This is a genomic window from Micromonospora chalcea, from assembly GCF_028768405.1.
Lineage (GTDB): Bacteria > Actinomycetota > Actinomycetes > Mycobacteriales > Micromonosporaceae > Micromonospora > Micromonospora chalcea.
Map to the genome: position 1 here is coordinate 746,054 of NZ_CP118233.1, position 25,484 is coordinate 771,537.

Here is a 25,484-nt window from a genome sequence, read left to right on the forward strand (position 1 = left end):
GCCCATCCCGCGTCTGCACCGACCGGGACGGCCGGGATGACCGAGTCGCGCCACGACGTCACGCCTGTGGACGACGTCTACACCGTTCCCGCCTCGTACGCCCAGGAGCGGGTCTGGTTCACCGCCCAGCTCAGCCCCGGGCAGCCGCTGTTCACCATGACCGACGCGGTCACCCTGCCGGCGGGCGCCGGGCCGGAGCAGGCGCTCGCCGCGCTGCGGACGGTCACCGACCGGCACGAGGCCATGCGCACCACGCTGCGCCTGCACGACGGGCGGCTCTACCAGGACATCCACTCCACGGTCCCGGTGGAGCTGCCGGTCACCGACCTGTCCGCGCTGCCCGAGCCGGAGCGGGACGCCGCCCGCGCCCGGATCGTCGCCGAGTACGCAGGTCTCGACCTGCCGATGGACGCCGCCCCGCTGTGGCGGGGCCGGCTGCTGCGGCTCGACCCGGACACCTGGTGGCTGCTGTTCGCCGGGCACCACGTCGTCCTCGACGGCACGTCCCTGCTCCACCTGCGCGCCGAGCTGACCGAGCTGTGCGCCGCCGCCGTCGCCGGCCGCGCGCCGGACCTGCCCGAGCTGCCGATCCAGTACGCCGACTACGCGGCCTGGGAACGCGACCGCCTCGACGGCCCCCGCTGGGACGAGCTGCGCGACTACTGGCGGGAGACACTGACCGGCCTGCCGGCAGTGCACGCGCTGACCACCGACCGGCCGCGCCCGGCGACGCTCACGTTCGACGGCGCCGACGTCCGCCGCACGCTGCCCGGCGACGTGACGGCGGCGCTGCCGGAGCTGTCCCAGCAGGCCGCCGCGACCCCGTTCATGGTGCAGCTGGCCGCCTACGTGGCGCTGCTGCACCGGCTGTCCGGGAGCGACGACGTGGTGGTCGGCATGCCGGTGGCCGGCCGGGACCGGGCCGAGCTGGAACCGCTGCTCGGCATGTTCATGAACATGCTGGTGCTGCGCGTCGACGTGTCTGGCGATCCACCGTTCCTGACGCTCGTGCGCCGGGTCCGCAGGGTCGTGCTCGACGCCTGGGACCACCAGGACATGCCGTTCCAGAAGCTCGTCGAGGAGCTGGCGGTACGGCGCGACCCCGGTGTGCCGCCGCTCTACCAGCTCACGTTCCACCACCTGCCGACCGGCCGGGGCGAGGCGTTCGGCGGCGCCATGGACGACCTGTCGCTGGAGATCGCCGGGGACGAGCTGCGGCTGGAGTACCGCACCGCGCTGTTCGAGCGTGCCGCGATGGAGGCGTTCGCGGACCGCTACCTGCTGCTGTTCGCCGCCGCCGTGGCGGCGCCCCGGACCCGGGTCAGCGCGCTGCCGGTCATGCCGACGGACGAACGCGCCCAGGTCGTGACCGGCTGGAACGCCACCGCCGCCCCGGTGCGCCGGACCACGCTGGCGGAGCTGTTCGACGCCCAGGCCCGGCGCACGCCGGACGCGGTCGCGCTGGTCGACGGCGACACCCGGATGACGTACGCGCAGTTGTCCGACGCCGCCGAGCAGGTGGCGTCGCGGCTGGTCGCGCACGGCGTGGGACCGGAGTCGGTGGTCGCGATCCACGAGCCCCGCTCCCGCCGCCTGATCGCCGGGCTGCTCGGCATCCACCGGGCCGGCGCGGCGTACCTGCCGCTGGACCCGGACCACCCGCCGCAGCGGCTGGCCTTCATGCTCGCCGACGCCGGCGCCGGGGTGCTGCTGGCCGACGAGCTGCCGGACGGGCTGACCGTCCCGGGCACCGTGCTGCCGCTGACCGCGCCGGACCGGCCGCCCACCGCCGCCGGCACTGCCGCCGGGCCGGGGAACGCGGCGTACGTGACCTACACGTCGGGCTCCACCGGGCGGCCGAAGGGCGTGGTCAACGAGCACGCCGCGATCGTCAACCGGCTGGACTGGATGCAGGACGCCTTCGCGCTCGGACCGGACGACGCGGTGCTGCACAAGACACCGATCGGGTTCGACGTGTCGGTGTGGGAGGTGTTCTGGCCGCTGCTCGTGGGCGCGCGGCTGGTGCTCGCCGCGCCGGGCGGGCACCGCGACCCGGCGTACCTGCGGGAGCTGATCGAGCGGGAGCGGGTCACCACGGTCCACTTCGTGCCGTCGATGCTCGACGCGTTCCTGTCCACGGCCGCCCCGGCCGGCCCGGCCCGCTGCGGGTCGCTGCGGCGGATCGTGTGCAGCGGCGAGGAACTGCCCGCCGACCTGGCCCGCCGCGCCGTGGCCGCGATCCCGTCGGCGGCGCTGCACAACCTGTACGGGCCCACCGAGGCGGCGATCGATGTCACCGCCTGGGCGGCCACCCCCGACGCGCTGACCGGCGTGACCCGGGTGCCGATCGGCGGGCCGATCCGCAACGTCCGCACGTACGTGCTCGACGAGGCGATGCGCCCGGTGCCGGTCGGCGTGGCCGGGCAGCTGCACCTCGGCGGCGTTCAGGTGGCTCGCGGCTACCTGAACCGCCCCGGACTCACCGCCGCCTCGTTCGTCCCCGACCCGTTCGGCGAGCCCGGCGGCCGGCTGTACGCCACCGGCGACCTGGCCCGCTGGCGTACCGACGGGACGCTGGAGTTCCTCGGCCGCATCGACGACCAGGTGAAACTGCGGGGCCTGCGGATCGAGCTGGGGGAGATCGCCGCGGTGCTGCGCGAACAGCCCGGCGTCGGCTCCGCCGCCGTCGTCGTGCGCGGCGCCACGCCCGCCGAGCAGCGTCTCGTGGCGTACCTGACGGGCGAGGCCCCGGGCCCGGCGGAGCTGCGGGCGGCGCTGAAACGGCGGCTGCCCGAGTACATGGTGCCGTCGGCGTTCGTGACGCTCGACGCGCTGCCGCTGTCCGCCAACGGCAAACTCGACACCGCCGCGCTGCCCGCACCCTCGTCCGGCGTCGCCCCCGCGCAGCGCCGTCCCCCGGTGACCCCGGTCGAGCAGACGGTTGCCGCCACCTGGCGCGACGTGCTCGGCGTGCCGGAGGTCGGCCTGGACGACGACTTCTTCGAGCTGGGCGGTCACTCGCTGCTGGCGATCCGGATGCTGGCGCTGCTGCGCGAGGCGTACGGGCAGGTCGACGTCGGCGTGATGGACGTGTTCGCGCACCCGACGGTGCAGGGGCTGGCCGCGCTGATCGACGCCCCGGCGGACGGGGAGCGGCAGCGCCCGCTGCTGTACGAGCTGACCCGGCCGGTCCCGGCGGACCAGCGGGTGCGCTCGTACGTGTGCGTGCCCTACGGCGGCGGGCTCGCCAGCATCTACCAGCCGCTCGCGGACGCGCTGCCGGCCGGGCACACGCTGTTCTCCGTGGCGATCCCCGGCCACGACGTCGGCGTCCGCGACACCGAGCTGCCCTTCGACGAGCTGGTCGAGCGGTGCGTGGCCGAGATCCAGGAGCGGGTGGACGGCCCGCTGGTCCTGTACGGCCACTGCGTCGGCGGCGCGCTGTTGACCGGCATCGCCCGGCGGCTGCACGAGCGCGGACGTCCCATCGAGGCGATCTACGCCGGGGGCGTGTTCCCGACCGCCCGCCCGGACAACATGCTCGGCCGGCTCGTCGACTGGGCCGACTCCCGGGGCGCGGACCGGCGGTACGAGACGTTCCTGCGCTCGATCGGCGCGGAACTGGCCGACCTGGACCCGGCGCAGGTCGACCGGTTCGTCCACCACGTACGGCGGGAGGCCGCCGAGGCGCAGGAGCGGTTCACCGAGTGGCTGGACGGCGAACCGGTCCGGGTGCCCGCACCGGTGATCTCCGTCGTCGGCACCCACGACGTGCTCACCGAGTACTACGAGGAGCGGTACCGCGAGTGGAGCTTCCTCGGCGAGTCCACAGCGCTCGTGGTGCTGGACGAGGCCGGGCACTACTTCGTCAAGCAGCGGGCCGAGGCGCTCGCCGAGGTGCTCACCCGCACCCATCCCCGGCTCGCCGAGCCGTCCGCCGAGCCGTCCGCCGCGCCACGACAGCTCGCCGGTGACGGCTGGGCACTGGCGGCCACCAGCACCGATCCGGTCACCGCCGAGACCGGCGTGCAACCGGGCGTACGCCGGTTCCTGGCGATCACCGCCAGCCAGCTCATCTCGTCGACCGGGTCGGCGCTGACCCAGTGGGCGGTGCCGGTCTGGGTCTACCTGGAGACCGGCTCGATGCTGTGGTTCGGCCTGTCCGGGGTGATCGCGTACCTGCCGGCGCTGCTGACGCTGCCGGTCGCCGGCGCGGTCGCGGACCGGTTCGACAGGCGCCGGGTGCTGCTGGCCGCGTGCGCGACGGCGGTGACAGCGGAGGCGCTGCTGGCGCTGCTGCTCTGGACCGACCGGCTGGGGCTGGCGGCCGTCTACACGCTCGTGTGCGTGCTCGGCGCGGCGTCGGTGTTCCAACGCATCACCTACCTGGCCGCGATCCCACAGGTGGTGCCGAAGCGCTATCTGGGGCACGCCAACGGCATCGCGCAGCTCGCGGTCGGGCTCAGCTCGCTCGCGGTGCCGCTGCTGGCTGCGGGTCTGCTGGCCGCGATCGGCCTGGCCGGCGTCCTGGTCATCGACATCGTGAGTTACGTGGTGGCGATCGGTGTGCTGGCCGCCGTGCGGTTCCCCGACCTGCTCGGCCGGCGGCGCAAGGAGCCGTTCCTGGCGGAGCTGATCGGTGGCGCGCGGATGACGTGGGCCGAGCCGGGCTTCCGGGCCATGCTGGGCTTCTTCTCGCTCTACAACCTGTGCCTGGCGAGCCTGCTGCTGGTGCCGCCGATGGTGCTCGCGTTCGGCACGATGGGCCAGGTCGGCACCGTGGCGTTCGCCGAGGCGCTCGGCGCCGTCCTCGGCGGACTCGCCATCGCGGTGTGGGGCGGCCCGACCCGGCGCCGGATGCCCGCGCTGATCGCCATCGCGTTCGGCGTGGCGGTCAGCCTGGTGCTCAGCGGCGTCCGGCCGAGCCTGCTGCTGGTGGCGCTCGGCAGTTTCGGCGTGGGGCTGGGCCTGGGCCTGCACAACGGCATCTACCTGTCGATCATCCAGGTGAAGGTGCCGCAGCGGTTCCACGGCCGGGTGCTGGCGATCATCCAGACGCTGACCTGGGCGACGCTGCCGCTGGGCTTCGCCGTGCTGGTGCCGCTGAGCGGGTCGCTGCTGGAACCGATGTTCGCCCCCGGCGGCGCGCTGGCCGGCAGCGTCGGCGCGCTGATCGGCACCGGCCCCGGCCGGGGACTCGGGTTTGCGTTCGTGGTGTCCGGGCTGGCCCTGGCCGTGGTGGCGCTCGGCGCCTACGGCGTACGCCGGCTGCGCCGGTTCGACACCGAGACCCCCGACGCGCCGGCGGACGCCACCGAGTGGCTACCGCACCTGCGCCGGGTCGACGATCTGTAGCCGCAGTTCCGAGGCGTACGCCCGGCCGGCCCCGTCGGTCAGCCAGGCGTCGTCCGGGCCGGGCAGCAGCTCGGTGACGGTGAGCCCGACGCCGTCGCCGCCCTTGGCGTGCGCGCCGCGCAGCAGCGTGCACAGCAGCCGGGTGTAGACGCCGCTGGTCAGGTCCACATAGCTGGGTTTGAGTTCGGTGTCGACCCGCACGAAGATCCGCTCGGGCAGGCCGAGCGCGAGCCGCCAGCGCCGTACCGCGAGGTAGCGTTCCCGCTCGCCCTTGACCGTGTGCAGGCCGGTCTCGCCCACAGTGGTGCGCCACGTCTCGCGGACCAGCACCAGGTCGTCGACGGTGACGCGCGGCGTGCGCCCGGCGTTGCCGGCCAGCTTCCACGTGTCGAACACCTGGTAGTCGAACAGCGGCGCGAACACCTCCAGCAGCGGCCACCGCCGCCCGTCGTCGGCGTGCGCGGAAAGAGTGCCGTCGTCGTCCGGCCGCACGGTCAGGGTCGTGATCGGCACGAGGCGGTCCGGGTCGGCGCCGGGCGCGTCGACGAACCCGAGCTGGGCGTCGGCGGGCCCGTGCAGCCACTCCGCGATCCGGGCGGTGTGCCGGGGCCAGTCCACCGGCGGCAGCAGCCGGACCCGGCCGCCGGGCAGGTCGGCGCGCATCCCGTCGCGCAGCCGCTGCGGGTCCGGGTGCCCGTACGCGAAGAAGTGCGTGTCGAACGCGGCCAGCGCCACGTGCAGCTCGCCGAGCACGACTGTGAAGTCGCCGCGCAGCAGCGCCGCCTCGTCCGGCGCGCACACGTGCACGTCCGGGCTGTGGATGCGGGCGGCGGCCCAGCCGGGCGCGTCGGCGGGGAACGCGGCGGCGACCCGCTCGGTCAGCGCGGCGGCGTCGAACCGCAGCTCCCGGGCGTCGGTGTCGGCGTCGGCCAGGCCGAGCACCGTCGACCACCGGGCCAGGAACTCGGCGGTGACGGCGGCGGCGGGCGGGTCCGCCCCGAACACCACCGCCTGCGCCAGGAACCACAGGTCGGCCACCGGCACGTCCGCGGTGGCCGACTCCGCCGCCAGGTCGCGGTACAGGGCGGCCAGCGCGTCGGCGTACGCCTGCCCGATCGCCGCGGTCAGCCACCGCGCCGACAGCAGCAGCGGTTCCAGCGGCGCGAGCCGTGCCAGCAGCGCGTCACCGAAGCGGACGTCCAGGTCGCGGACCGTCTCCAGGTGGCACAGCGTGCGGCCGGCGTACACCTCGCCGGGCTGCTGCCGCGCCTCCCGGCCGGTCAGTTCCACGAACCGCCGGTCCAGCGCGGACATCGCCGCGGCCAGCGCGTCCGGGCCGTCGGCGGCGGCCACCGCGTCGCGCAGGTCGCTCACCGTGGCCAGGTCGCCGAGCACCCGCTCGCGGACCGTGTCGTCGCCGATCGCGGCGAGCTGCTCGCGCAACGCGTCCTCGGCGGTGAGGTCGACCGGCAGGTCGAAGCCGATCCGCAGCACGCCGCGCCCGGCCAGGTCGTCGAGCTGCGCGTGCACGTCAGCGGCCCGGCGGAAGCCGCTCGCCGGGTCCGCGAGCAGCGCGGCGACCAGGTCGGCCACGCGCGGTCCGCGCCGCGCCAGCGTGAGCAGCGCGGCGGTCGCCGCCGGGAGCGTCTGCGGTGGATGGTGCGGGCGCCGCAGCACCCGGTCGCGCAGGCTCAGGTGCGGGCCCAGCCGCACCGGCAGCCAGTCCCGCACGCCTGGCCCGCGGGCGAAGGCCTCCGCGAGCGCGTCCAGGCCCCACCGCTCCAGGAACACCTTCCGGGTACGCGTCAACGCCGCGCCGGGACGCACCGTCGCGATCGGACCGCTGCCGCCCAGCTCGGTCCAGCAGATCGGGCCGAAGAAGCCCACCGTGTCGTTCTTCAGGCAGTACCGCTGCCAGTACTTCGCGACGACCTCCTCCCGGTGCCGCCGGCGCAGGTTGCGCGGGGCGTGCGGGCCGTCGCGCCGGATCGCGTCGACGGCGAGCAGGACCGCAGGGTTCTGCCAGGTCAGCGCCGTACGGAAGGCGTCGTCGCAGGCGATGCCGTAGACCGTCTGCCCGAGGTCGGCCGCGGCGGCGTCGAACGCCGCAGCGAACTCCGCGGCGTCGCCGTCCCCGCGCAGGTGCCGGTCGGCCGCCTCCGCGAGCGCCGGAGCGGCGAACCGGCTCATCCCGCCGGCCGGAAAACCGGCCGACCGGAGCAACGCGGAACGCCATACGTGCCAACGGGTTCCGGGCAGGGACGTGAGATGCTCTCGGGGCATGGGGGAATGGTAAGCAGCGGCGGATCTGCGGCGGGACGGTCGAGCATGAGCTTCGGGCTGGTGTCCTTCGGTGAGGCGCTCGGCGACCCGGCGCCCGTCGCCGACGTGGTGGCGCAGTACACCGACGACGTCAACCGCGTCCTCGGCTACGGCTACCGGCGGGTGCACCGCGCCGCGCCGGACGTCGGCCTGACCGACCTCGCCGAGCGGGCCGCCCGCCGCGCCTTGGACGCCGCCACGCTGCCCGCCGCGCGGGTGGACCTGCTGGTGCTCGCCGTCACCGACCTCACCGAACACCTCTACTGGGACGCCGCCGCCGACCTGGCGTACCGGCTCGGCGCGGCCGGCGCCGAAGCGGTGCTGCTCACCCAGGCGTGCACCACCGGCGTGCTCAGCCTCGACACCGTCGCCGGCAAGTTCGCCACCCACCCGGAGTACGACACCGCGCTCGTGATCGCGGCCAACCGGACCTGCGAGGCGTACTGGAACCGGATGGAGACCCAGCCGATGGTGTTCTCCGACGGCGCCGTGGCCACAGTGGCCCGGCGCGGGCACCCCCGGCTGCGCTGGCAGGTCACCGAGGCCGCCACCGACGGCCGCTACGCCGGGTTCTACCGGCTCGACGGCGGTGGCGCCGCGGCGCCGTTCGCACCCGGCGCCGAGCCGCCGGCCGCCCGCGACGTGTGGCACGTGATGGAGTTCTTCGACTACGACCCCGAGCAGTTCGCGCAGTACGCCCGCCACCTCGACGAGCGGATGGTGCGGGTCACCGAACGCGCCTGCGAGCGGGCCGGCGTCACCGTCGCCGACCTGGCGCGGCTGATCCTGGTCGCCGACAACGAACGCGCCATGACGTCGCTCGCCGAGGCCCACAAGGTGCCGCCGGAGCGGACCAACCGGGCACTGGCGGCCGAGTACGGGCATCTCGGCGCGGCTGACCAACTGTTCGGGCTGAGCCGCCTGCTCGACGCCGGTGAGCTGCACGAGGGCGACCGGGTCGCGTTGATCTCGTTGGGCCGGGGCACCCACTGGGCCTGTACGATCATCGAGGTATGAGCATGTCCAGCCGGCTGGTGCGGCTCGTCGCCGACGTGCTGGAACTGCCCGTCGACCAGGTCGACGCGCAGACCGGCCCCGCGACCACCGCCGCGTGGGTGAGCCTGCGTCACCTCCAGATCGTCGTGGCCGTCGAGGACGCGTACCGGATCTCGCTGACGCCCCGGGAGATCCGGACCGTGCGGTCGGTGGGCGACCTGCGCGCGCTGCTCGCCCAGCGGGGCGTGCCGGAGTGAGCGCCGCGCCGGCCCCGCTCGACGACGCCGACCTCGACGCGGGGCTGCTCATCCGCCGCTTCGAGGAGCACCTGCTGCGCCTGTACGCCGACGGTCACCTCGCCGGCACCACGCACACCTGCCTCGGCCAGGAGTACGTCCCGGTAGCGCTGGCCCCACTGCTGACCGGGGACTTCGTGTTCAGCAACCACCGCGGACACGGGCACTACCTGGCGCACTGCGGCGACCCGGAGGGCCTGCTGGCGGAACTGCTCGGCCGCGACGGCGGGGTGTGCCACGGGTACGGCGGCAGCCAACACCTGCGCCGGGACCGGTTCCTGTCCACCGGCGTGCAGGGGGAGAGCCTGCCCGCCGCTGTCGGCGTGGGACTGCACCTCAACCGCACCGGGCAGGACACGATCGTGGTGGCGTACATCGGCGACGGGACCTGGGGCGAGGGTGCTGTCTACGAGGCGCTGAACATGGCCGCGCTGTGGCGGGTGCCGCTGCTCGTCGTGGTCGAGCACAACCGGATCGCCCAGTCCACCCCGACCACCGCGCAGCTCGCCGGCACCATCGCCGGCCGGGTCGCCGGGTTCGGCATCACCGTCAGCGAGTCCGGCTCGTTCGACCTCACCGAGGTACGCGCCGCCGCCGCGCCGCACGTCGAGCGGGTCCGCGCCACCCGGACGCCGCACGTGCTCGTGCAGCACACGGTCCGGCTCGGCCCGCACAGCAAGGGCGACGACACCCGGCCCGCCGACGAACTCGACCGGCTGCGCCGCCTCGACTGGCTCCAGCGGTACGCCGAGGCGTACCCGGAGCGGTTCGCGGCCGCCGACGCGCGGGCCCGGCAGCGGGTCGCGGAGGTCTCGGCCGAGGTGCTGGCCCGGCCGCTCGCGCGCGGAGCGGCGGCGTGACGCGCGCGGAACGGGTCAGCCGCAACCTCAACCGTGCCCTGCACGCGCTGTTCGCCGCCGACGAGCGGGCCTGGCTGCTGGGGGAGGACGTCGCCGACCCGTACGGCGGGGCGTTCAAGGTGACCCAGGGCCTCTCCACCGCCTACCCCGACCGGGTGCTGTCGACGCCGCTGAGCGAGAACGCCATCACCGGCGTCGCGGGTGGCCTGGCGCTGTGCGGCGACACAGTGATCGTCGAGATCATGTTCGGGGACTTCGCCGGTCTCGCCTTCGACCCGATCCTCAACCTGATCACCAAGTCCGTCGCCATGTACGGCGAGCGCACTCCGATGCGGGTGGTGATCCGCTGCCCGGTCGGCGGCGGGCGCGGCTACGGCGCGACGCACAGCCAGAGCCCGCAGAAACACTTCATCGGCATCCCGCACCTCGCGCTGTACGAGCTGTCCCCGCTGCACGACGCGGCCGACGTGCTGGCCGCCGCGCTGCGCCGCGACGAACCGGCGATGCTGTTCGAGGACAAGATCCTCTACACCCAGCGGCGGTACGTGGACGGCCGCGTCGACGACCGCCTCGCCTTCGAGTTGCGCGGCGCGGACGGCAACTGGGCCCGCGTCCACGACCCGGACGCCACCGGCGCGCCGACGCTCGTCATCGCGCCGGGCGGGGTCGCCAACCGGGCGATCGCCGCCGCCACGCGGGCCGCCGAGCGGGGACGTACGGTCGAGGTGCTGGTCCCGGCGCGGCTCTACCCGGTGGACGTGGACGGCCTGCGCGACCTGCTCGCCGGCGCGCACGGCGTGATCGTCGCCGAGGAGAGCACCGCGGGCGGCACGTGGGGGAGCGAGGTCGCGGCCCGCCTGCACGCCGAGGCGTGGCCGCTGCTGCGCGGCCCGGTCGAGCTGGTCAGCTCCGCCGACCGGGTCATCCCGTCCGCGCCGCACCTGGAACAGGCGGTGCTGCTCGGCACCGACGCGATCCTGGACCGGATCATGCGCCTGCCCGCCGCGCCGGTGGCGACCGGCGACCGGGGCGGACCGGCTGACGCCCCGGCGACTCCGGCCGGCGTGTCTCCGGGCGTGCCCGGCGCGGTTCCGGTTCCGCGCACCGATCCGTCACCCGTCGATCCGCCGCCCTCCGCTCCGACGACGGCGGCGCAGGCGGGCGTCCCGGTGGACGTACCGCGGCTCAACCCCAACGACGACAGCTACGTGCTGCTGGAATGGCTGGTCGCGGACGGCGCCACGGTGGAGGCCGGCGAGCCGGTCGCGGCGGTCGAGACGTCCAAGGCGATCGAGGAACTCGCGGCGACGCGGGCCGGCGTGCTGCGTCAGGACGTGGCAGCCGGCGCCGACTGCGCCCCGGGCGCTCCCATCGGCCGGATCCTGCCCGAGTCGGCCGTGCCCGCCCCGCCAGAGCCGCTGGGCTCGCCCGCTGCGGCGTACCCGGAGCAGGTGGAGGCCGTGGGGACGCGGACGGCGACGCCGGGACGGCCGCTGCCACCGGCGCAGCGCCGCATCGCCGACGTGGTGTCCACCTCGCACCGGGAGATCCCGGTGGCCTTCACCGCCGTGCGCGTCGACGTGACGGCAGCGCTCGCACACGCCCGCCGCGCCGCCGACCAGACCGGCGCCACGGTCGGCCTGACCGAGATCGTCATCGCCGCCGTGGCCGCGCTGCACGAGCGGTTCGGCGCCCTCTACGCCCGGCTCACCGGCGACGGGCTGGTGGTCGACGCGGAAGCGCCGTCGATCGGGCTCACCGTGGACGTCGGCACCGGACTGTTCCTGCCGGTGATCCGCGACGCGGCCGGACTGGACCTCGGCGACCTCGCTGACGCCGTGGTCGCGCTGCGGATGAAGGCGCTGCGCGGCCGGCTCCGCGAGGAGGACATGGCCGGCATGAACTTCCTGGTCGCGCTCAACGACACACCCGGCGTCACGGTGTCCCGGCCGATCATCCCGCCCGGCGTCACCTGCGCCCTCTCGGTGCCGGACGTGCACCGCGAGGTCGTGCTCGACGGCGACGGCGGGGTACGCGAGCGGGCGGTGGCGGACCTGGGGCTGGCGTACGACCACCGGCTCGTGAACGGGGCGCAGGCCGGGGCGTACCTGGCCGCGCTCGGCGAGGTGCTACAACGCTGACCGGCACCCCGGATCGGCCGCCGTGCGGTCGCCGCAGCCGCCTCGTCCCCGTCCGGCGCCGGCAGCGACGTCGGCCCCGGCGGCGTGCCGCACCGGTGGGCAGGCGCGTGACCTGCGTTACCTCTCGCCGAGACGGGAATGTGATCACCGGGGGCGCATTTGACTCACTGTGTGAGTGCCGCACCCTCCCGCGCCCGGTCGCACGACCGGGCCGGGACGCCCCAGACGACCGATGCCACCCCGACGCCCACCCCGGGTGACCTGATGAGCCGCAGCCAGCGCCTGAGGCTCGTGCTCGTCCTCGGCTCGCTGATCGCCGTGGGTCCGCTGACCATCGACATGTACCTGCCCGCGCTGCCCGCGATCGTGGCGGACTTCGCGACCACGTCGGCGGCGGTGCAGTTGACGCTCACCGGGACGCTCGCCGGGCTCGCCGTCGGCCAGTTGCTGATCGGGCCGCTGTCGGACGCGGTCGGGCGGCGCCGCCCGCTGATCGCCGGTCTGCTGCTGCACATCGTGGCCTCGGCGCTGTGCGTCGTCGCCCCGAACGTCGCCGTCCTGGGCGTCCTGCGGGTCGTGCAGGGCCTCGGCGTCGCCGCGACCGCAGTGGTCGCGATGGCGGTGGTGCGCGACCTGTTCAGCGGGTCGGCGTTCGCCACCATGCTGTCCCGGCTGCTGCTGGTGATGGGCGCGGCGCCGGTCCTCGCCCCGACGCTCGGCGGCGGTGTGCTGCGGTGGACGGACTGGCGTGGCGTGTTCGTGGTCCTGGCCGTCTTCGGGGTGCTGCTCGTCGTGCTGGCCACGCTCGCGCTGCCGGAGACGCTGCCGCCCGCGCGCCGCCAGCGCGGCGGAGTGGTGGCGACAGTGATGAACTACGGCGGGCTGCTGCGGGACCGCGTCTTCGTCGGCCTGGTCCTGGTGGCCGGCCTGGCCATGGCGGCGCTGTTCGCGTACGTGGCCGGCTCGTCGTTCGTCCTCCAGGACGGGTACGGCCTCAACGAGCAGGAGTTCGGGCTGGCGTTCGGGGCGGGCGCGGTGGGCCTGATCGGCGCGACCCAGTACAACGTGCGGCTGCTGCGCCGCTACTCCTCCCAGTGGATCCTGGTGGCCTCGCTGGCGGGGGGCACGGTGGCCGGGCTGGCGCTGCTGGTGTTCGCCGCGACCGGCTTCGGCGGGCTGCCCGCGCTGCTGGTGTCGCTGTGGTTGGTGCTGGCGGCGGCGGGTCTGGCCATGCCGAACGCCCCGGCGCTGGCCCTGTCCCGCCACGGCGAGGCGGCCGGCACCGCGTCCGCCCTGCTGGGCGCGGTGCAGTTCGGCGTGGGCGCGGTGGCGGCGCCGCTGGTGGGCGTGCTCGGCACCGGCGCGGTGGCGATGGCGCTGGTGGTGGCCGGCGGGATGGTGGCGGCGCTGGCGGTGCTGCTGGTCGTGGTGCGGCCGTCGCAGCTCGCCGGCCTGGAGGCGGATCCGGCGGTCGCGGTCGCGCACTGACGGACCGCCCGGCGCGCGGGATGCGGGCAGCGCCTACGCTGCTGCCATGACCGCCCCGGCCCGCATCCTGGTCGAGGGGATCCACGGGTCCGGCAAGTCGACGCTGGCCGCGCTGCTGGCGCAGCGCTACCGCCTGCCCTGGTATCCGGTGGACGATCTGCTCTGGGAGCCGGGCTGGGTGGAGGTGCCGGTCGCCGAGCAGCGACGGCGGATCGCGGAGATCTGCCGACGTGACCGCTGGATCCTCGACGGCGCCTACCACGGCTGGCGGGACGTGGTGCTCGGCCGCGCCGACCTGGTGATCGGCCTGGACTACCCGCGCGGGGTCTCGTTCCGGCGGCTGCTGCGGCGTACGCGGCAGCGGCTGGCCAGCGGCGAGGAGATCTGCAACGGCAACCGGGAGTCGTGGGGAAGCGTGCTGTCCCTCGACTCGGTGCTGGTGTGGCACGTCACCGGGTTCGGCCGGGCGCGCCGGCGCCTGCGGGCCTGGGCGGCCGACCCGGCCGGACCGCCGGTGCTGCTGTTCACCGACCCGGCCGCCCTCGACGACTGGCTGGCGCGCGGCAGCCGGGTGCCGGACCGGCGCGGGACGTGACTACATCGGAAAACGGCCGCGACGCCACTGCCAGTGGCGGCCGGCCCGCAGGTGGTCGATGACCGCGCGCTGGAGGACGGTGCGGCGGGGCAGCCGGTCCAGCGGCGTGTTCAGGCTGCGGAAGACGAAGCGCAGCACCTCGACGTCGCCGTCCAGCCCGTCCATCTGCTGGTAGGGCTCCAGCGTGAACCGCCGCTGGAACCGGACGATGTTGGAGTCCTCCGGTAGGTATTCGCTCAGCTGTGGGTCGAGCAGCCAGGAGCCACAGGAGAAGGCGGTGTAGCTCTCGTCGGGGAAGTGGCGCGGGAAGAACGCCCGGGCCCGGTCCAGCGACGCGTCGACCGCCGCCGGGGTCAGCGGCCCCGAGTCGGGGATGTGCAGGTCGAGGGCGCCGGTGTCGCCGCGCTGGTGCTGCAGGCGGCCCAGCTCGTAGAGGCCGCCGCGCGCGTGCAGCGTCAGCCATGCCTGCATGACCGGCCAGCCCTCACCGTGCATCCGCCGGTCGACGGCGAGGTTGTTGCCCAGGTCGGCGAGCGTCGCCCAGGAAACCTCGTCGGGCACGCCGTGGTCGGCGTGGTACGCCCGGACGACGTCGACCAGGGCCAGGTACGCGTAGGCGTAGAGGTGCCGCCAGGCCGGCCCCCGGTCGCGGGGCAGCGCCGGGCCCGGCGGCAGCCAGGCGAAGCCGCCGAGGTCGGCCCGGACCAGGGCGATCGAGCGGTCGAGCAGCCAGCGCAGCTCCGGGGTCCACAGTGGGGACTCCGGGTCCGGCCAGCCCGCCATGATCTCGGCGGCGTCGTCGGGGCGCACCGCGAGCCGCCGCAGCAGCGCGGGCGCGTCCGCCCGGGCGGGCAGCGGCGCGGAAGGCCGGTCGCCGGCGAGCCGGCGCACCCGGTCGATCTCCTCGGCGGGCACGCCGAGCCGGCCGGCGACGTCGTCCACGTCCATGGGGACGACGCTACCGGCCGGCGTCCGCGCCGACAGCCCCGTGCGGCGTCAGCGCCGTTGCTGACACGGCACGCAGAAGCGGGCCGCGGGGCGGATCTCCAGGCGGGCGGTCGGGATGTCCTGGCCACAGCGCTCGCAGACGCCGTACGTGCCGTCGGACATGCGCTTGAGCGCCTGGGCGGTGTCCGCGACGCCCTGGCGCGCGGCCTCGATCAGCCGGCGCAGGGTGTCCGGGTCGTGACCGCCGTGGTCGGGCTGCCGCGTGTGCAGCGTCAGCTCGGTGAGCTGGTCGGTGTACTCGTTGAACTGCCGGTCCAGCAGTTCCCGCAGGGTGTCCGTGCGGTCGTTCAGGGCGTGCGTCATGATCAGGCGCTCCTTTCCGGGCGGCGCTGGGTGTCGTGCGGGTGGCGCAGGGCCGAGACAGCGGCCATGCCGGCGCCGGTCAGGGCGGCGGTCCGGGGTGAGGCGGCGCGGTGGACGGCGGCGCCGAGCCTCGCGACCAGGCGCGCGGTCACGTCCGGCCGGGTCGCGCCGTCGCCGATGACGATCGCGCCGCGGGCCAGGGCGGTGCGGACCAGGGGCCGCAGCGCCGGGTCCTGCCGCAGCTCACGGACCAGCCGGGCGGCGGCGTCGGCGAGCATGCCGGCGGTCGTCGCGTGGTTCAGGTCGCGGGTGCCGACCTCGGCGCGGCGGGCGGCGACGACCCGGCCGTCCTCCAGCAGCGCCACCTCGGTGAGCTGCGCGCCGATGTCGGCGAGCAGCAGGGTGCCGGCGGCGGCGCCGGCGCCGATGGCGCCCGCCCGGACGCTGTCGAGGAACAGCAGCCGGGACGGCGCGAGGACGGCGGCGAGCACGCGGCGCGTCGCCTCCTGCTCGGCCGGCGCGGCCAGCACCGGCCGGCAGGCGACCACGAGCGCGCCGACCGGTACCGCCGCGCGGTGGTCACGCAGGATGCGTCGCAGCTCGGTGACGCAGGCCGGACCGTCCACGATCCGTCCGCGCCGCACGACCGGGCTGCGCAGGCCGTGACCGAGCGGGACGCTCAGCGTCCGGCCCGGACCCAGCCAGATCCGCAGCAGGCTGCTGCCGAGGTCCACGGCGATCGGCGCCGCGTCGGCGCCCACCGGCGGGCGGGTGGTGTGGGAGCGGCCGATCAGCAGACCGGTACGCGCCGGAGAACGGACGACGGTGACGGGATGCGGCATACCGACCTCTTTCGGATCAGGTGCCCAACCGGGCGGTGGACGGTGCGGGGGAGGGGCGTGGCCGGGGGCCGGGGCCGGATTCGCTCGACGGCGCCGGCGGCCGGGGCTCAGGCGCGCCGCGGGTCGCCGCTCGCGGACCGGGACGCGACGAAACCGGCGAACACCGGTGGTGAAGCCATCGACGTGCGGGTCATGCTCACCACCTCCTCGCTACTCGGGTACCGCCTCGGACCTCCAGCTTCGCCCGGAATGCGGCGCTCGGCATTGCGCACGACCGGCCAACAAAGGGCCGAATGATTGCCGGTCACTGGACAACCGGTCCGGGTACCCCCCGGAGCTATGGTTGACGTGAGGAGGTTCCCGTGATCATCGAACGCACGATCCTCCCCGGCATCGGGGTCCGGCACACGCTGACCACCGACGAGGGCCGCCGCATCGGAGTGATCGACTACCAGACCGGCGGCCGGCGCGACATCGTCCACGACGACCCGGACGACCCGGACCGGATGGTGGCTCTCAGCCTCACCCGCGACGAGGCGTCGGCCCTGGCGAACCTGCTCGGCTTCCCGGAACTGGTGGCCGTTCCCGCCTGAGCGTCACGCCGGCAGCGGCTTGCGCGGCCAGTCCAGCGCCCGCGCGCCGAGGACGGCGGCGTGCAACGTGAACCGGTCCCGTGCGTCGGCGGGGTCGTACCCGCTCAGCGCCCGGACCCGGGCCAGCCGGTAGGTGACGGTGCGGACGGAGACGTGCAGCCGCCGGGCCGCCTCGGTGCTCACCTCGCCGCAGGCGAAGTACTCGTTCAGCGTGTCCAGCAGCGGCTCGGCGCCGCCGCGCGCCTGGGCCAGTGGCGTCAGCACCGCCCGGACGAGGTCCACCATGGCCGGCTGGTCGCGCAGCAGCACGCGGTAGATGAGCAGGTCGTGCGCGTCGATCACGGACGTCTCGGAGTGCAGCCGCCGCGCCGTGGTCAGCGCCTCCCGCGCCTCCTCGTAGGAGCGGGCGATGCCGTACACGCCGGGGTGCGGGCGGCCCACCGCCACCTGCCACGGCCGGCCCCGCACCAGGCGGTCCAGCTCGCCGTGCATCAGCGTGCCCAGGTTGCCGGCCGGCCCGCGGCCCCGGTCGGTGGCCACCGGGTCGGCCGGGGCGATCACCACGAGCAGCCCCTCCTTCGTGGCCACCAGCACGTCCCGGTCGCCCAGCCGGTCGAACACGGCCCGTTCCAGCGCGCTGATCGCCGCCTCCGTGTCCGGCAGGCGGCGACCGGGCGCGGCGAGCGCCACCTGGTGTACGCGGGCGAGGTCGAGCCCGAACGGCTCGGCCCGTTCCACCAGCCCGCCGAGGTCGGAGTCGCCGCGCAGCAGGTCGTCGACGAGTTCCCGGCGCAGCGACTCCTCCCGCCGGACCAGTTCCCGCCGGGCCACGGCGTAGCCCTCGGCGAGCGTGGCGACGGCGGTGTCGACCACCTGCAGCACGGCGTCGGCGGCGGCGCGCACCGCCTCGCTGTCGTCGGAGCGGTCCAGGTGCGGAAACTGCCGCCACACCCGCCGCGCCGCGGACAGGTAGAGGCGTACCGCGCGTCCGGCGGACACCCCCTGCTCGGCCGCGCGCCGGCCGAGGGCGCCCACCGCGTCGAGTTCGGCGCGGCGCGGACGGCGGCCGGTCACCGCCGCGTCGGTCAGCAGCCGCAGGTAGTCGCCGAGCAGTTCCACAGGTACGCCACCGGCGTCGGCGCTCGCCGCGCGGGCCACCTCGGCCAGCCACTGCTCGTCCTCGCCGCCCGCGGCCGGCGCCGGCCGGCGGACGTTGTCGGTCATCGCGGTCTCCCCGTGCCGGGCCGGCACCCGATGCCGGCCCACTGCGCCCAGCGTAGGCCGGGGGTCCGGCGCCGTCGGGCGCGACCGGCCCGCGCGGTCCGTCCGGGAGCGGGCGCGCCCGGCGTCATGCCCGCGACGGCGGGCCCGGGTCGACCACGAGCGCCGGACCGGTCCGCCGCCCACCCCGGGGACCGCGGGTCAGGCGCCGCGCCGCCCCCGCCGGGTCGTCGTCGGCCGCCACCTGATCGAGTACGCGCACCCAGCGCTCGCCGTGCGCGTCGGCGAACGCGGCGGCGACCACGGCGACCCGCCGGCCGGTGACCGGCGACGGCGTCGCGCCCCCGCCCGGTGACGCGGACCCGGCCCGGGCAGTGGACCCGGCCCGGGCAGTGGACCCAGCCCGGGCAGCAGAGCCGGCTCGGGCAGGGGACCCGGCCGGTCGAGTGGACCCGAGCGCCGGACCGGCCGGCACTCCGGCGAGGGCGGCCCGGTCTGCGGCGACGGTGATCAGGTCGGGCGAGCCGCAGCGCGCCGCCTCCACCGCGCCGGACCGGTCCACACGCACGATCGTGGCGCGCAGGTGACCCGCCGGGGCGAGGTCGCGTACCGCCTGGTCGAGCACCCCGGCGAGGCGCTGCGGCGACGCTGCCGGCCGGGCGTGCCGGCGGAACGTCTGCTCGATCGCCCGCCGCCCGGCGGGTGTGTCCAGCGCGGCGCCGGTGACGGTGCCGACCAGGGCGAGAAGCCCGCCGCCGCGCAGCGGGACGGCGGCGCCGATCTCGCCGGGCGAGCCGCAGACCGCCAGCGCGGCGCTTCCCGGGCCGGCCGGCACGGTGAAGACCGCGACGTCCGTGGGCCCGGCGGCGCGCGTCACCGACGCGGTCCGGGTCCGTCGGCGGGCCCACGCCAGCAGGGGCACCGCGGTCAGGCTGAGCGTGGAGGCGAGCAGCGCCTGCGGGTCGCTGCGGTGGCCGGGGATCACCGGTACGAGGACCGACGCCACCACCAGCACGCCCGCCCACGCCGACACCAGTGCCGCCACCCGGGGCCGGGCCGAGACGCCGAGCAGGCCGGGCAGCAGCACCCAGCCGATCGGGGTGCCGACCTCGGCGACACCCATCAGCACCGCGTTCCCGGTGGTGCCCGCCAGGGCGGCTCGCATCGGCAGCACGCCCACCACCCTATCGGGGCCCCCGCCGTACCGGCCGAGACCCAACCTCACTCCTTACCCTGTGCGGGACCCGGACGACACGACACGAGCGCGTGATTCTCTCGACATACCGTCGTGCCGCCTGGCCAGTTAGGGTTGACGTACCGAGCGTCGATCTTGAGGAGTGTGTGTGCTGGTTCTGGTGGCGGTCCATGCGCTCGCAGCCGTGATCGCCCCCGTGCTGGTACGCCTACTCGGTCGACGCGCTCTCTACGTCCTCGCCGCCGTTCCCGCCGCGGCGGGAGTCTGGGCACTGACCCGCACCGAGGAGGTCCGCGCGGGCCGGCCGGTCGTCGAGACGGTCACCTGGGTGCCGCAGCTCGGCCTCGACCTGGCGCTGCGGATGGGCACGCTGTCCTGGCTGCTGGTGCTGCTCGTCGGCGGCGTCGGCGCCCTCGTGCTCGTCTACAGCGCGCGCTACTTCCACTCCGACGACCCGAGCCTCGGCCGGTTCGCCGCGGTGTTCGTCGCGTTCGCCGGCGCGATGCTCGGCCTGGTGGTCTCCGACGACCTGCTGCTGCTGTACGTGTTCTGGGAACTGACCACGGTCTTCTCGTACCTGCTGATCGGCAGCGACCCCACCAAGCGGGCCAGCCGGCGCGCCGCGATGCAGGCGCTGCTCGTGACCACGCTGGGCGGCCTGGCGATGCTCGCCGGGTTCGTCATGCTCGGCCAGCACGCCGGCTCGTACCGGTGGTCCGAGATCGCCGGGAACCTGCCGGAGGGCGGATACCTCACCGCCGCGCTGGTGCTCGTCCTGCTCGGCGTGACGAGCAAGTCGGCGATCTTCCCGTTCAGCTTCTGGCTGCCGCGCGCGATGGCCGCGCCCACGCCGGTCAGCGCCTACCTGCACGCCGCCGCCATGGTCAAGGCGGGCGTGTTCCTGGCCGCGCTGATGGGCCCGGCGGTCGGCCAGGCCACCGTGTGGCGCGCCATCCTGCTCGGCGGCGGCCTGATCACGCTGTTCCTCGGCGGCTGGACGGCGCTGCGGCAGGTCGACCTCAAGCTGCTGCTGGCGTACGGCACGGTCAGCCAGCTCGGCCTGCTCATGGTGATCCTCGGCGCGGGCACCCGCGACACCGCGCTGGCCGGCGCCGCGATGCTGCTGGCGCACGCCCTGTTCAAAGCCACCCTCTTCCTCGTCGTCGGCGTCGTCGACCACGTCACCGGCACCCGGGACCTGCGCGAGCTGAGTGGGCTGGGCCGCCGTGCGCCGGTGCTCGCGGCGGTCGCCGGGCTCGCCGCCGCCTCCATGGCCGGGCTGCCGCCGCTGTTCGGATTCGTGGCCAAAGAGGCAGCGCTGGAGGCGTTCCTGCACGGCGGGCCGGTCGAACTGCTGGTACTCGCCGGGGTGGTGGCCGGTTCGGCGCTCACCGTCGCGTACACGTTGCGTTTCCTCTGGGGCGCGTTCGCCGCCAAGCCCGACGTGCCCGACACCCCTGTCGAACGGATCGAGCCGGCCTTCCTCGGCCCGGCGGCGGTGCTCGCCCTCGCCGGCCTCGTGGTCGGGATCGCCGCTCCGGCGGTGGACCGGGTGCTCGCCCCGTACGCCGACCAGTTCCCCACCGCCGACCCCGGCTACCACCTCGCGCTGTGGCACGGCCTGACGCCGGCGCTCGGCCTGTCGGCGCTGGCCGTCACCGGCGGCGTCGGGCTGTTCCTGCTGCTGCAGCGCCGCCGCCCGCGCCTGCTGCGGCTGCCCTTCGACGGCGCCACCGGCTACGAGCGGCTGGCGAGCGCGGTCGACCGCGCGGCGGTGGAGCTCACCGGCGCCACCCAGCGCGGATCCCTGCCGTTCTACCTCGGCGTCATCCTGCTGGTGCTGGTGATCCTGCCGGGCGGGGCGGTGCTGGCCGGCCTGCCCTGGGCGCAGCGGTTCCAGCTCTGGGACACCCCGCTGCAGGCCGTCGCGGGAGCGGTGGTCGTGGTCGCCGCGCTGGTCGCCGCGCGCGCCCGCCGCCGGCTGACCGCCATGATCCTGGTCGGGGTGACCGGCTACGGCACGGCGCTGCTGTTCATCCTGCACGGCGCGCCGGACCTGGCGCTCACCCAGTTCCTGGTGGAGACCGTCACGATCGTGATGTTCGTGCTGGTGCTGCGCCGCCTGCCGCGCCGGTTCTCGGCCCGCCCGATCCGCGCCACCCGGCAGTTCCGCGTGGCGCTCGGCGTGGCCGTCGGCGTGGTCACCGCCGGCATGGCGTACGTCGCGGCGGGCAGCCGGGTCGCCACGCCGATCTCGGTCGGCTTCCCGGACGAGGCGGTCTCCTACGGCGGCGGCAAGAACGTCGTCAACGTGACGCTCGTCGACATCCGGGCCTGGGACACGATGGGCGAGATCGCGGTGCTGGTGGTGGCCGCCACCGGTGTGGCCAGCCTGATCTTCCGCGGCACCCGCGCCCTGGACCTGCGCAGCGGCATCCCCGGCGTCGGCCGGCAGCAGTCGTCGCGCCCACGCTGGCTCACCAGCGGCGCGACGTCCCGGCAGCAGTCGGTGATCCTCCAGGTCGTCACCCGGCTGCTCTTCCACGCCATCCTGCTGTTCTCCATCTACCTGCTCTTCTCCGGCCACAACGCGCCGGGTGGCGGGTTCGCCGCCGGGCTGGTCGCCGGTCTCGGGCTCGCGGTGCGGTATCTGGCGGGCGGGCGTACCGAACTCAACGGCGCCGCACCGGTGGACGCCGGCTTCGTGCTCGGCGCGGGACTGTTCGTCGCGGTCGGCACCGGCGTCGCCGCGATGCTGCTGGGCGGCGAGTTCCTGCAGAGCGCGACGCTCGACTTCCACCTGCCGCTGCTGGGCCACGTCCACTTCGTCACCTCCGTCTTCTTCGACGTGGGCGTCTACCTCATCGTGGTCGGCCTGGTGCTGGACATCCTGCGCAGCCTGGGCGCCGAGATGGACCGCCAGGAGGAGGACGACGAGCAGGAGACCGAGCCGGCCGGCGTACGGGAAGAGGAGCTGGTATGAGCCCGAACATTCCCAACCTGGTCTACATCCTGGTGATCGGCGTCCTGTTCGCCACCGGGGTCACACTGCTGCTGGAACGCAGCCTCACCCGCGTCCTGATGGGGGTCATCCTGCTCGGCAACGGCGCGAACCTGCTGCTGCTCACCGGCGGCCGGGCCGGCGGCCCGCCGATCGTCGGCACCTCCGCCCAGGAGGACATGGCCGACCCGCTGCCGCAGGCCATGGTGCTGACCGCGATCGTGATCACGCTCGGCATGACCGCGTTCCTGCTCGCCCTGGCCTACCGCAGCTGGCACCTCAACGGCCACGACGAGGTGCAGGACGACGTCGAGGACCGCCGCATCATGGAACTGGCCGACCGGGACGAGGGCCCCGGCACCGCCGACGCCGACACCGCGGACGGCGGCCCCGCGGACGGCAGCCCCGAGGCTCGGGTCCTGGCCGAGGCGGAGGGCGGCCGATGACCTGGCTCGTCCCGCTGCCGGTGGTGATGCCGCTGCTCGGCGCGGCCCTCACGCTGCTGCTCGCCCGGCGGGCCCGCGCCCAGCGCTGGGTCAGCATCGTCGTGCTCGCCGCCACCGTCGCCGTGGCGGCACTGCTCCTGCTCCAGTCGTCGCTGGACGGCCCGCTCGTGGTCGAGGTGGGCGGCTGGGTCGCGCCGATGGGCATCGTGCTCGTCGCCGACCAGCTCGCCGCGTTGATGCTCGTGGTCTCCGCCTCGGTCACCCTCTGCGTGCTCGTCTACTCCATCGGGCAGGGCATGGCCGACGGCAACGAGGAGACGCCGCTGTCGGTCTACCACCCGACCTACCTGGTGCTGACCGCCGGCGTGTGCAACGCCTTCCTCTCCGGCGACCTGTTCAACCTCTACGTCGGCTTCGAGATCCTGCTGGTCGCCAGCTACGTGCTGCTGACGCTCGGCAGCACCGAGACGCGGATCCGGGCCGGCACCACGTACGTCGTGGTCAGCCTGCTCTCGTCGCTGATCTTCCTGGTGGCGATCGGCCTGGTCTACTCCGCCACCGGCACGCTGAACCTGGCCCAGCTCGCCGACCGCCTGGACGCGCTGCCCGACGACATGCGCCTGGTCCTGCAGGGCATGCTGCTGCTCGCGTTCGGGATCAAGGCGGCGGTGTTCCCGCTGTCGGCGTGGTTGCCGGACAGCTACCCGACCGCGCCCGCGCCGGTGACCGCCGTCTTCGCCGGCCTGCTCACCAAGGTCGGCGTGTACGCGATCATCCGCACCGAGACGCTGCTGTTCCCCGGCGGACGCACCGCCGACCTGCTCATGGTGATAGCGGCGTTGACCATGGTGGTCGGCATCCTCGGCGCGGTGGCCCAGTCGGACATCAAACGACTGCTGTCGTTCACGCTGGTCAGCCACATCGGCTACATGCTGTTCGGGGTCGGCCTGACCACCCCGCTCGGCCTGTCCGCGGCGATCTTCTACGTGGTGCACCACATCACCATCCAGACCACGCTGTTCCTCGCCGCCGGCCTGGTCGAACGACGCGGCGGCAGCACCGCGCTGGACCGGCTCGGCGGGCTGGCCCGGCTGTCACCGCTGCTGGCGCTGCTGTTCTTCGTACCGGCGCTCAACCTGGCCGGCATCCCACCGTTCTCCGGGTTCCTGGGCAAGCTCGGCCTCGTGCAGGCCGGGGTGGACGACGGCGGGTTCCTGGCCTGGGCGCTCGTCGCGGGCGGGCTGCTGACCAGCCTGCTCACCCTCTACGCCATCGCCCGGGTGTGGAACCTGGCGTTCTGGCGGGCACCGCATCCGGACATGCCGGAACCCGGCGACGCCGACCGCGCGGCCCGCACCGGCGGCGCCGAGCAGCCGCACGAGGGCGCCTCGCCGGCCGGGGCCGTGCTGCCCCGGCTGATGACGGTGCCGACCGCCGCCCTGGTGGTGCTCGGGCTGGCGCTGACAGTGGTGGCCGGGCCGCTGTTCGAGATCAGCACCGACGCCGCCGACGACCTGCTGCGCCGTGCCCCGTACGTGGAGGCCGTGTTCCCGGAGGGACCGCCGTGACCAGTCAGCCGAAAGCGCCGCTGACCCCCCGCGACCGCTGGCGCAACCGCGCGATCGCCGTGACCGGCCTGGTCACCGTCTGGGTGCTGCTGTGGGGCACCTTCAGCTGGGCGAACGTGATAAGCGGACTGGTGGTCGCCGCCGTGTTGCTCGTGGTCTTCCCGCTGCCCCCGGTGACCTTCGCCGGCCGGATCCGGCCGGTGCCGCTGCTGAGATTCCTGGCCCGCTTCCTGCGCGACCTGGTTGTCGCGTCGGTCCAGATCGCCTGGCTGGCCGTCCGGTCCAGACACCCGCACTCGGCGATCATCGCGGTGCCGCTGCGGGTGAACACCGACCTCAACCTCACCCTCAACGCCGAAGCCCTGTCGCTGGTGCCGGGCAGCCTGATCCTGGAGGCCGACCGGCGTACCGGCACCCTCTACGTGCACGTCATCGGCATCCGCAGCCTCGACGAGGTGGAGCGCTTCCGGCAGAGCGTGCTGGAACTGGAGGGGCGCATCGTCGCCGCCGTCGGCTCGGCCGAGGAACTGGACCTGATCCGTCGATCCGCACCCACCGGCCCGTCCGGGTCGGTCGAGCTGGAAGGAGCACCGACGTGACCGTCGTCGCCGTGATCGTCACCGCGCTGCTCGTCGCGGCCGGTGGGCTCACCCTCGTCCGCATCATCCGTGGGCCGTCGATCCTCGACCGGGCCGTCGCCACCGACGTGCTGCTCGCCGTCGCGGTCGCGGCCATCGCCACCGAGGCCGCGTACAGCCGGGACGCCACCGCGCTGCCGGTACTCGTGGTCCTCGCCCTGGTCGGGTTCGTCGGCTCGGTGAGCGTCGCCCGCTTCGCGGCTCGGAGAAACCCGAAATGACGCTCGACACGATCCTGGACACCGTCGCCGGCGTCTGCCTGATCGCGGGCGCCCTGCTCTGCCTGGCCGCCGGCATCGCGCTGATCCGCTTCCCGGACGTGCTGTCGCGGATGCACGCGGCGGCCAAGCCGCAGGTGCTCGGGCTGCTGCTGGTGCTGCTCGGCTGCGCGTTACGGCTGCGTACCGGGGTGGACATCACCACGCTGGTCCTGGTGGGCCTGTTCCAGCTCGCCACCGCCCCGGTCGCCGCGCACATGGTCGGGCGGACCGCGTACCCGCACGACGACATCCGGCGGGACCTGCTGATCACCGACGAGTTGGCCGGCGACATCGACCGGATCCGGGCGGACCGGGCCGGCGAGCCGCAGGACACGTCGCCGGCCCGCACGTCCTGA

21 protein-coding genes (1 of these 21 cut by a window edge) are annotated in these 25,484 nt (G+C 74.8%); 15 read left to right on the forward strand and 6 right to left on the reverse strand.

The window, feature by feature from the left end:
- On the forward strand, positions 1-40 hold the end of the coding sequence (locus PVK74_RS03460) for a type I polyketide synthase (protein WP_274478153.1). 4,310 nt of this gene lie to the left of the window's left edge; only the last 40 of its 4,350 coding nucleotides appear in the window; its start codon lies off the left edge, out of view; the stop codon is at positions 38-40.
- On the forward strand, positions 37-5,355 hold the full coding sequence (locus PVK74_RS03465; protein WP_274478154.1) for a non-ribosomal peptide synthetase/MFS transporter: 5,319 nt from the start codon (positions 37-39) through the stop codon (positions 5,353-5,355). The genes PVK74_RS03460 and PVK74_RS03465 overlap by 4 nt, the downstream gene beginning before the upstream one ends.
- Here PVK74_RS03465 and PVK74_RS03470 read toward each other — a convergent pair.
- Positions 5,323-7,638: a lantibiotic dehydratase gene (locus PVK74_RS03470; RefSeq protein WP_274478155.1), complete on the reverse strand. Its 2,316-nt coding sequence runs from the start codon at positions 7,636-7,638 to the stop codon at positions 5,323-5,325. The genes PVK74_RS03465 and PVK74_RS03470 overlap by 33 nt on opposite strands.
- Positions 7,639-7,683: 45 nt before the next feature.
- Here PVK74_RS03470 and PVK74_RS03475 point away from each other — a divergent pair, with 45 nt between their 5' ends.
- The 6 genes from PVK74_RS03475 (at position 7,684) to PVK74_RS03500 (ending at position 14,053) form a co-directional block, all read left to right on the forward strand.
- On the forward strand, positions 7,684-8,694 hold the full coding sequence (locus PVK74_RS03475; protein ID WP_043324769.1) for a 3-oxoacyl-[acyl-carrier-protein] synthase III C-terminal domain-containing protein: 1,011 nt from the start codon (positions 7,684-7,686) through the stop codon (positions 8,692-8,694).
- Complete coding sequence (locus PVK74_RS03480; protein ID WP_223201113.1) at positions 8,691-8,930, forward strand: acyl carrier protein; 240 nt, start codon at positions 8,691-8,693, stop codon at positions 8,928-8,930. Before PVK74_RS03475 ends, PVK74_RS03480 begins: the two co-directional genes overlap by 4 nt.
- A complete protein-coding gene (locus PVK74_RS03485; protein ID WP_069090125.1) occupies positions 8,927-9,829 on the forward strand; it encodes a thiamine pyrophosphate-dependent dehydrogenase E1 component subunit alpha in 903 nt (300 codons plus the stop codon). Before PVK74_RS03480 ends, PVK74_RS03485 begins: the two co-directional genes overlap by 4 nt.
- Positions 9,826-11,970, forward strand: coding sequence for a 2-oxo acid dehydrogenase subunit E2 (locus tag PVK74_RS03490; RefSeq protein WP_274478157.1), 2,145 nt, complete (start codon positions 9,826-9,828; stop codon positions 11,968-11,970). Before PVK74_RS03485 ends, PVK74_RS03490 begins: the two co-directional genes overlap by 4 nt.
- Before the next feature lie 264 nt (positions 11,971-12,234).
- Positions 12,235-13,458, forward strand: a complete 1,224-nt coding sequence (locus tag PVK74_RS03495; protein WP_043324765.1) for a multidrug effflux MFS transporter — start codon at positions 12,235-12,237, stop codon at positions 13,456-13,458.
- A 46-nt stretch (positions 13,459-13,504) separates the two neighbouring features.
- Positions 13,505-14,053, forward strand: a complete 549-nt coding sequence (locus PVK74_RS03500; protein WP_043324764.1) for a P-loop NTPase family protein — start codon at positions 13,505-13,507, stop codon at positions 14,051-14,053.
- Here the strand turns inward: PVK74_RS03500 and PVK74_RS03505 are convergent, their stop codons facing one another.
- The 3 genes from PVK74_RS03505 to PVK74_RS03515 are packed head-to-tail and all read right to left on the reverse strand — an operon-like array spanning position 14,054 to position 16,206.
- Positions 14,054-15,001, reverse strand: a complete 948-nt coding sequence (locus tag PVK74_RS03505; RefSeq protein ID WP_274478158.1) for an acyltransferase domain-containing protein — start codon at positions 14,999-15,001, stop codon at positions 14,054-14,056.
- 48 nt (positions 15,002-15,049) lie between these two features.
- On the reverse strand, positions 15,050-15,364 hold the full coding sequence (locus tag PVK74_RS03510) for a TraR/DksA family transcriptional regulator (RefSeq protein WP_030501973.1): 315 nt from the start codon (positions 15,362-15,364) through the stop codon (positions 15,050-15,052).
- Between the two features lie 2 nt (positions 15,365-15,366).
- The gene (locus PVK74_RS03515) at positions 15,367-16,206 is read right to left on the reverse strand and encodes a rod shape-determining protein (RefSeq protein WP_064446272.1); all 840 of its coding nucleotides are present in this window, start codon (positions 16,204-16,206) and stop codon (positions 15,367-15,369) included.
- Between the two features lie 362 nt (positions 16,207-16,568).
- Between PVK74_RS03515 and PVK74_RS03520 the strand changes: the two genes are divergently transcribed.
- Positions 16,569-16,799 (forward strand): cation:proton antiporter regulatory subunit, encoded by a 231-nt coding sequence (locus PVK74_RS03520; RefSeq protein WP_043324761.1) that lies wholly within the window; start codon positions 16,569-16,571, stop codon positions 16,797-16,799.
- Positions 16,800-16,802: 3 nt separating this feature from the next.
- On the opposite strand, the gene PVK74_RS03525 is transcribed toward PVK74_RS03520, so the two are convergent.
- Both PVK74_RS03525 and PVK74_RS03530 read right to left on the reverse strand, forming a co-directional pair.
- Entirely contained in the window at positions 16,803-18,023 is a 1,221-nt protein-coding gene (locus tag PVK74_RS03525; protein WP_064446529.1) for a PucR family transcriptional regulator, read from the reverse strand.
- Positions 18,024-18,147: 124 nt separating this feature from the next.
- Entirely contained in the window at positions 18,148-19,185 is a 1,038-nt protein-coding gene (locus PVK74_RS03530) for a SpoIIE family protein phosphatase (RefSeq protein ID WP_274479244.1), read from the reverse strand.
- A gap of 178 nt (positions 19,186-19,363) precedes the next feature.
- Here PVK74_RS03530 and PVK74_RS03535 point away from each other — a divergent pair, with 178 nt between their 5' ends.
- Genes PVK74_RS03535 through mnhG form a run of 6 tightly spaced genes read left to right on the forward strand, consistent with a single transcriptional unit; the run spans position 19,364 to position 25,484 of the window.
- Positions 19,364-22,198 carry a Na+/H+ antiporter subunit A gene (locus PVK74_RS03535; protein WP_043324759.1) on the forward strand — a complete coding sequence of 945 codons (2,835 nt, stop codon included), beginning with the start codon at positions 19,364-19,366 and terminating at the stop codon, positions 22,196-22,198.
- Complete coding sequence (locus PVK74_RS03540) at positions 22,195-22,662, forward strand: Na(+)/H(+) antiporter subunit C (RefSeq protein ID WP_043324758.1); 468 nt, start codon at positions 22,195-22,197, stop codon at positions 22,660-22,662. Before PVK74_RS03535 ends, PVK74_RS03540 begins: the two co-directional genes overlap by 4 nt.
- Entirely contained in the window at positions 22,659-24,230 is a 1,572-nt protein-coding gene (locus tag PVK74_RS03545; protein ID WP_274478162.1) for a Na+/H+ antiporter subunit D, read from the forward strand. Before PVK74_RS03540 ends, PVK74_RS03545 begins: the two co-directional genes overlap by 4 nt.
- Positions 24,227-24,829, forward strand: coding sequence for a Na+/H+ antiporter subunit E (locus PVK74_RS03550; protein WP_064446268.1), 603 nt, complete (start codon positions 24,227-24,229; stop codon positions 24,827-24,829). Before PVK74_RS03545 ends, PVK74_RS03550 begins: the two co-directional genes overlap by 4 nt.
- Complete coding sequence (locus PVK74_RS03555; protein ID WP_043324755.1) at positions 24,826-25,089, forward strand: monovalent cation/H+ antiporter complex subunit F; 264 nt, start codon at positions 24,826-24,828, stop codon at positions 25,087-25,089. The genes PVK74_RS03550 and PVK74_RS03555 overlap by 4 nt, the downstream gene beginning before the upstream one ends.
- A complete protein-coding gene (gene mnhG, locus PVK74_RS03560; RefSeq protein WP_043324754.1) occupies positions 25,086-25,484 on the forward strand; it encodes a monovalent cation/H(+) antiporter subunit G in 399 nt (132 codons plus the stop codon). The genes PVK74_RS03555 and mnhG overlap by 4 nt, the downstream gene beginning before the upstream one ends.

Bases quoted from the DNA above. Each gene is read 5' to 3' on its own strand.
- PVK74_RS03465 (WP_274478154.1), top strand. From the start codon at position 37: ATGACCGAGTCGCGCCACGACGTCACGCCTGTGGACGACGTCTACACC.
- PVK74_RS03470 (WP_274478155.1), bottom strand. From the start codon at position 7,638: ATGCCCCGAGAGCATCTCACGTCCCTGCCCGGAACCCGTTGGCACGTA.
- PVK74_RS03475 (WP_043324769.1), top strand. From the start codon at position 7,684: ATGAGCTTCGGGCTGGTGTCCTTCGGTGAGGCGCTCGGCGACCCGGCG.
- PVK74_RS03480 (WP_223201113.1), top strand. From the start codon at position 8,691: ATGAGCATGTCCAGCCGGCTGGTGCGGCTCGTCGCCGACGTGCTGGAA.
- PVK74_RS03495 (WP_043324765.1), top strand. From the start codon at position 12,235: ATGAGCCGCAGCCAGCGCCTGAGGCTCGTGCTCGTCCTCGGCTCGCTG.
- PVK74_RS03500 (WP_043324764.1), top strand. From the start codon at position 13,505: ATGACCGCCCCGGCCCGCATCCTGGTCGAGGGGATCCACGGGTCCGGC.
- PVK74_RS03505 (WP_274478158.1), bottom strand. From the start codon at position 15,001: ATGGACGTGGACGACGTCGCCGGCCGGCTCGGCGTGCCCGCCGAGGAG.
- PVK74_RS03510 (WP_030501973.1), bottom strand. From the start codon at position 15,364: ATGACGCACGCCCTGAACGACCGCACGGACACCCTGCGGGAACTGCTG.
- PVK74_RS03515 (WP_064446272.1), bottom strand. From the start codon at position 16,206: ATGCCGCATCCCGTCACCGTCGTCCGTTCTCCGGCGCGTACCGGTCTG.
- PVK74_RS03525 (WP_064446529.1), bottom strand. From the start codon at position 18,023: ATGACCGACAACGTCCGCCGGCCGGCGCCGGCCGCGGGCGGCGAGGAC.
- PVK74_RS03530 (WP_274479244.1), bottom strand. From the start codon at position 19,185: ATGCGAGCCGCCCTGGCGGGCACCACCGGGAACGCGGTGCTGATGGGT.
- PVK74_RS03540 (WP_043324758.1), top strand. From the start codon at position 22,195: ATGAGCCCGAACATTCCCAACCTGGTCTACATCCTGGTGATCGGCGTC.
- PVK74_RS03545 (WP_274478162.1), top strand. From the start codon at position 22,659: ATGACCTGGCTCGTCCCGCTGCCGGTGGTGATGCCGCTGCTCGGCGCG.
- mnhG (WP_043324754.1), top strand. From the start codon at position 25,086: ATGACGCTCGACACGATCCTGGACACCGTCGCCGGCGTCTGCCTGATC.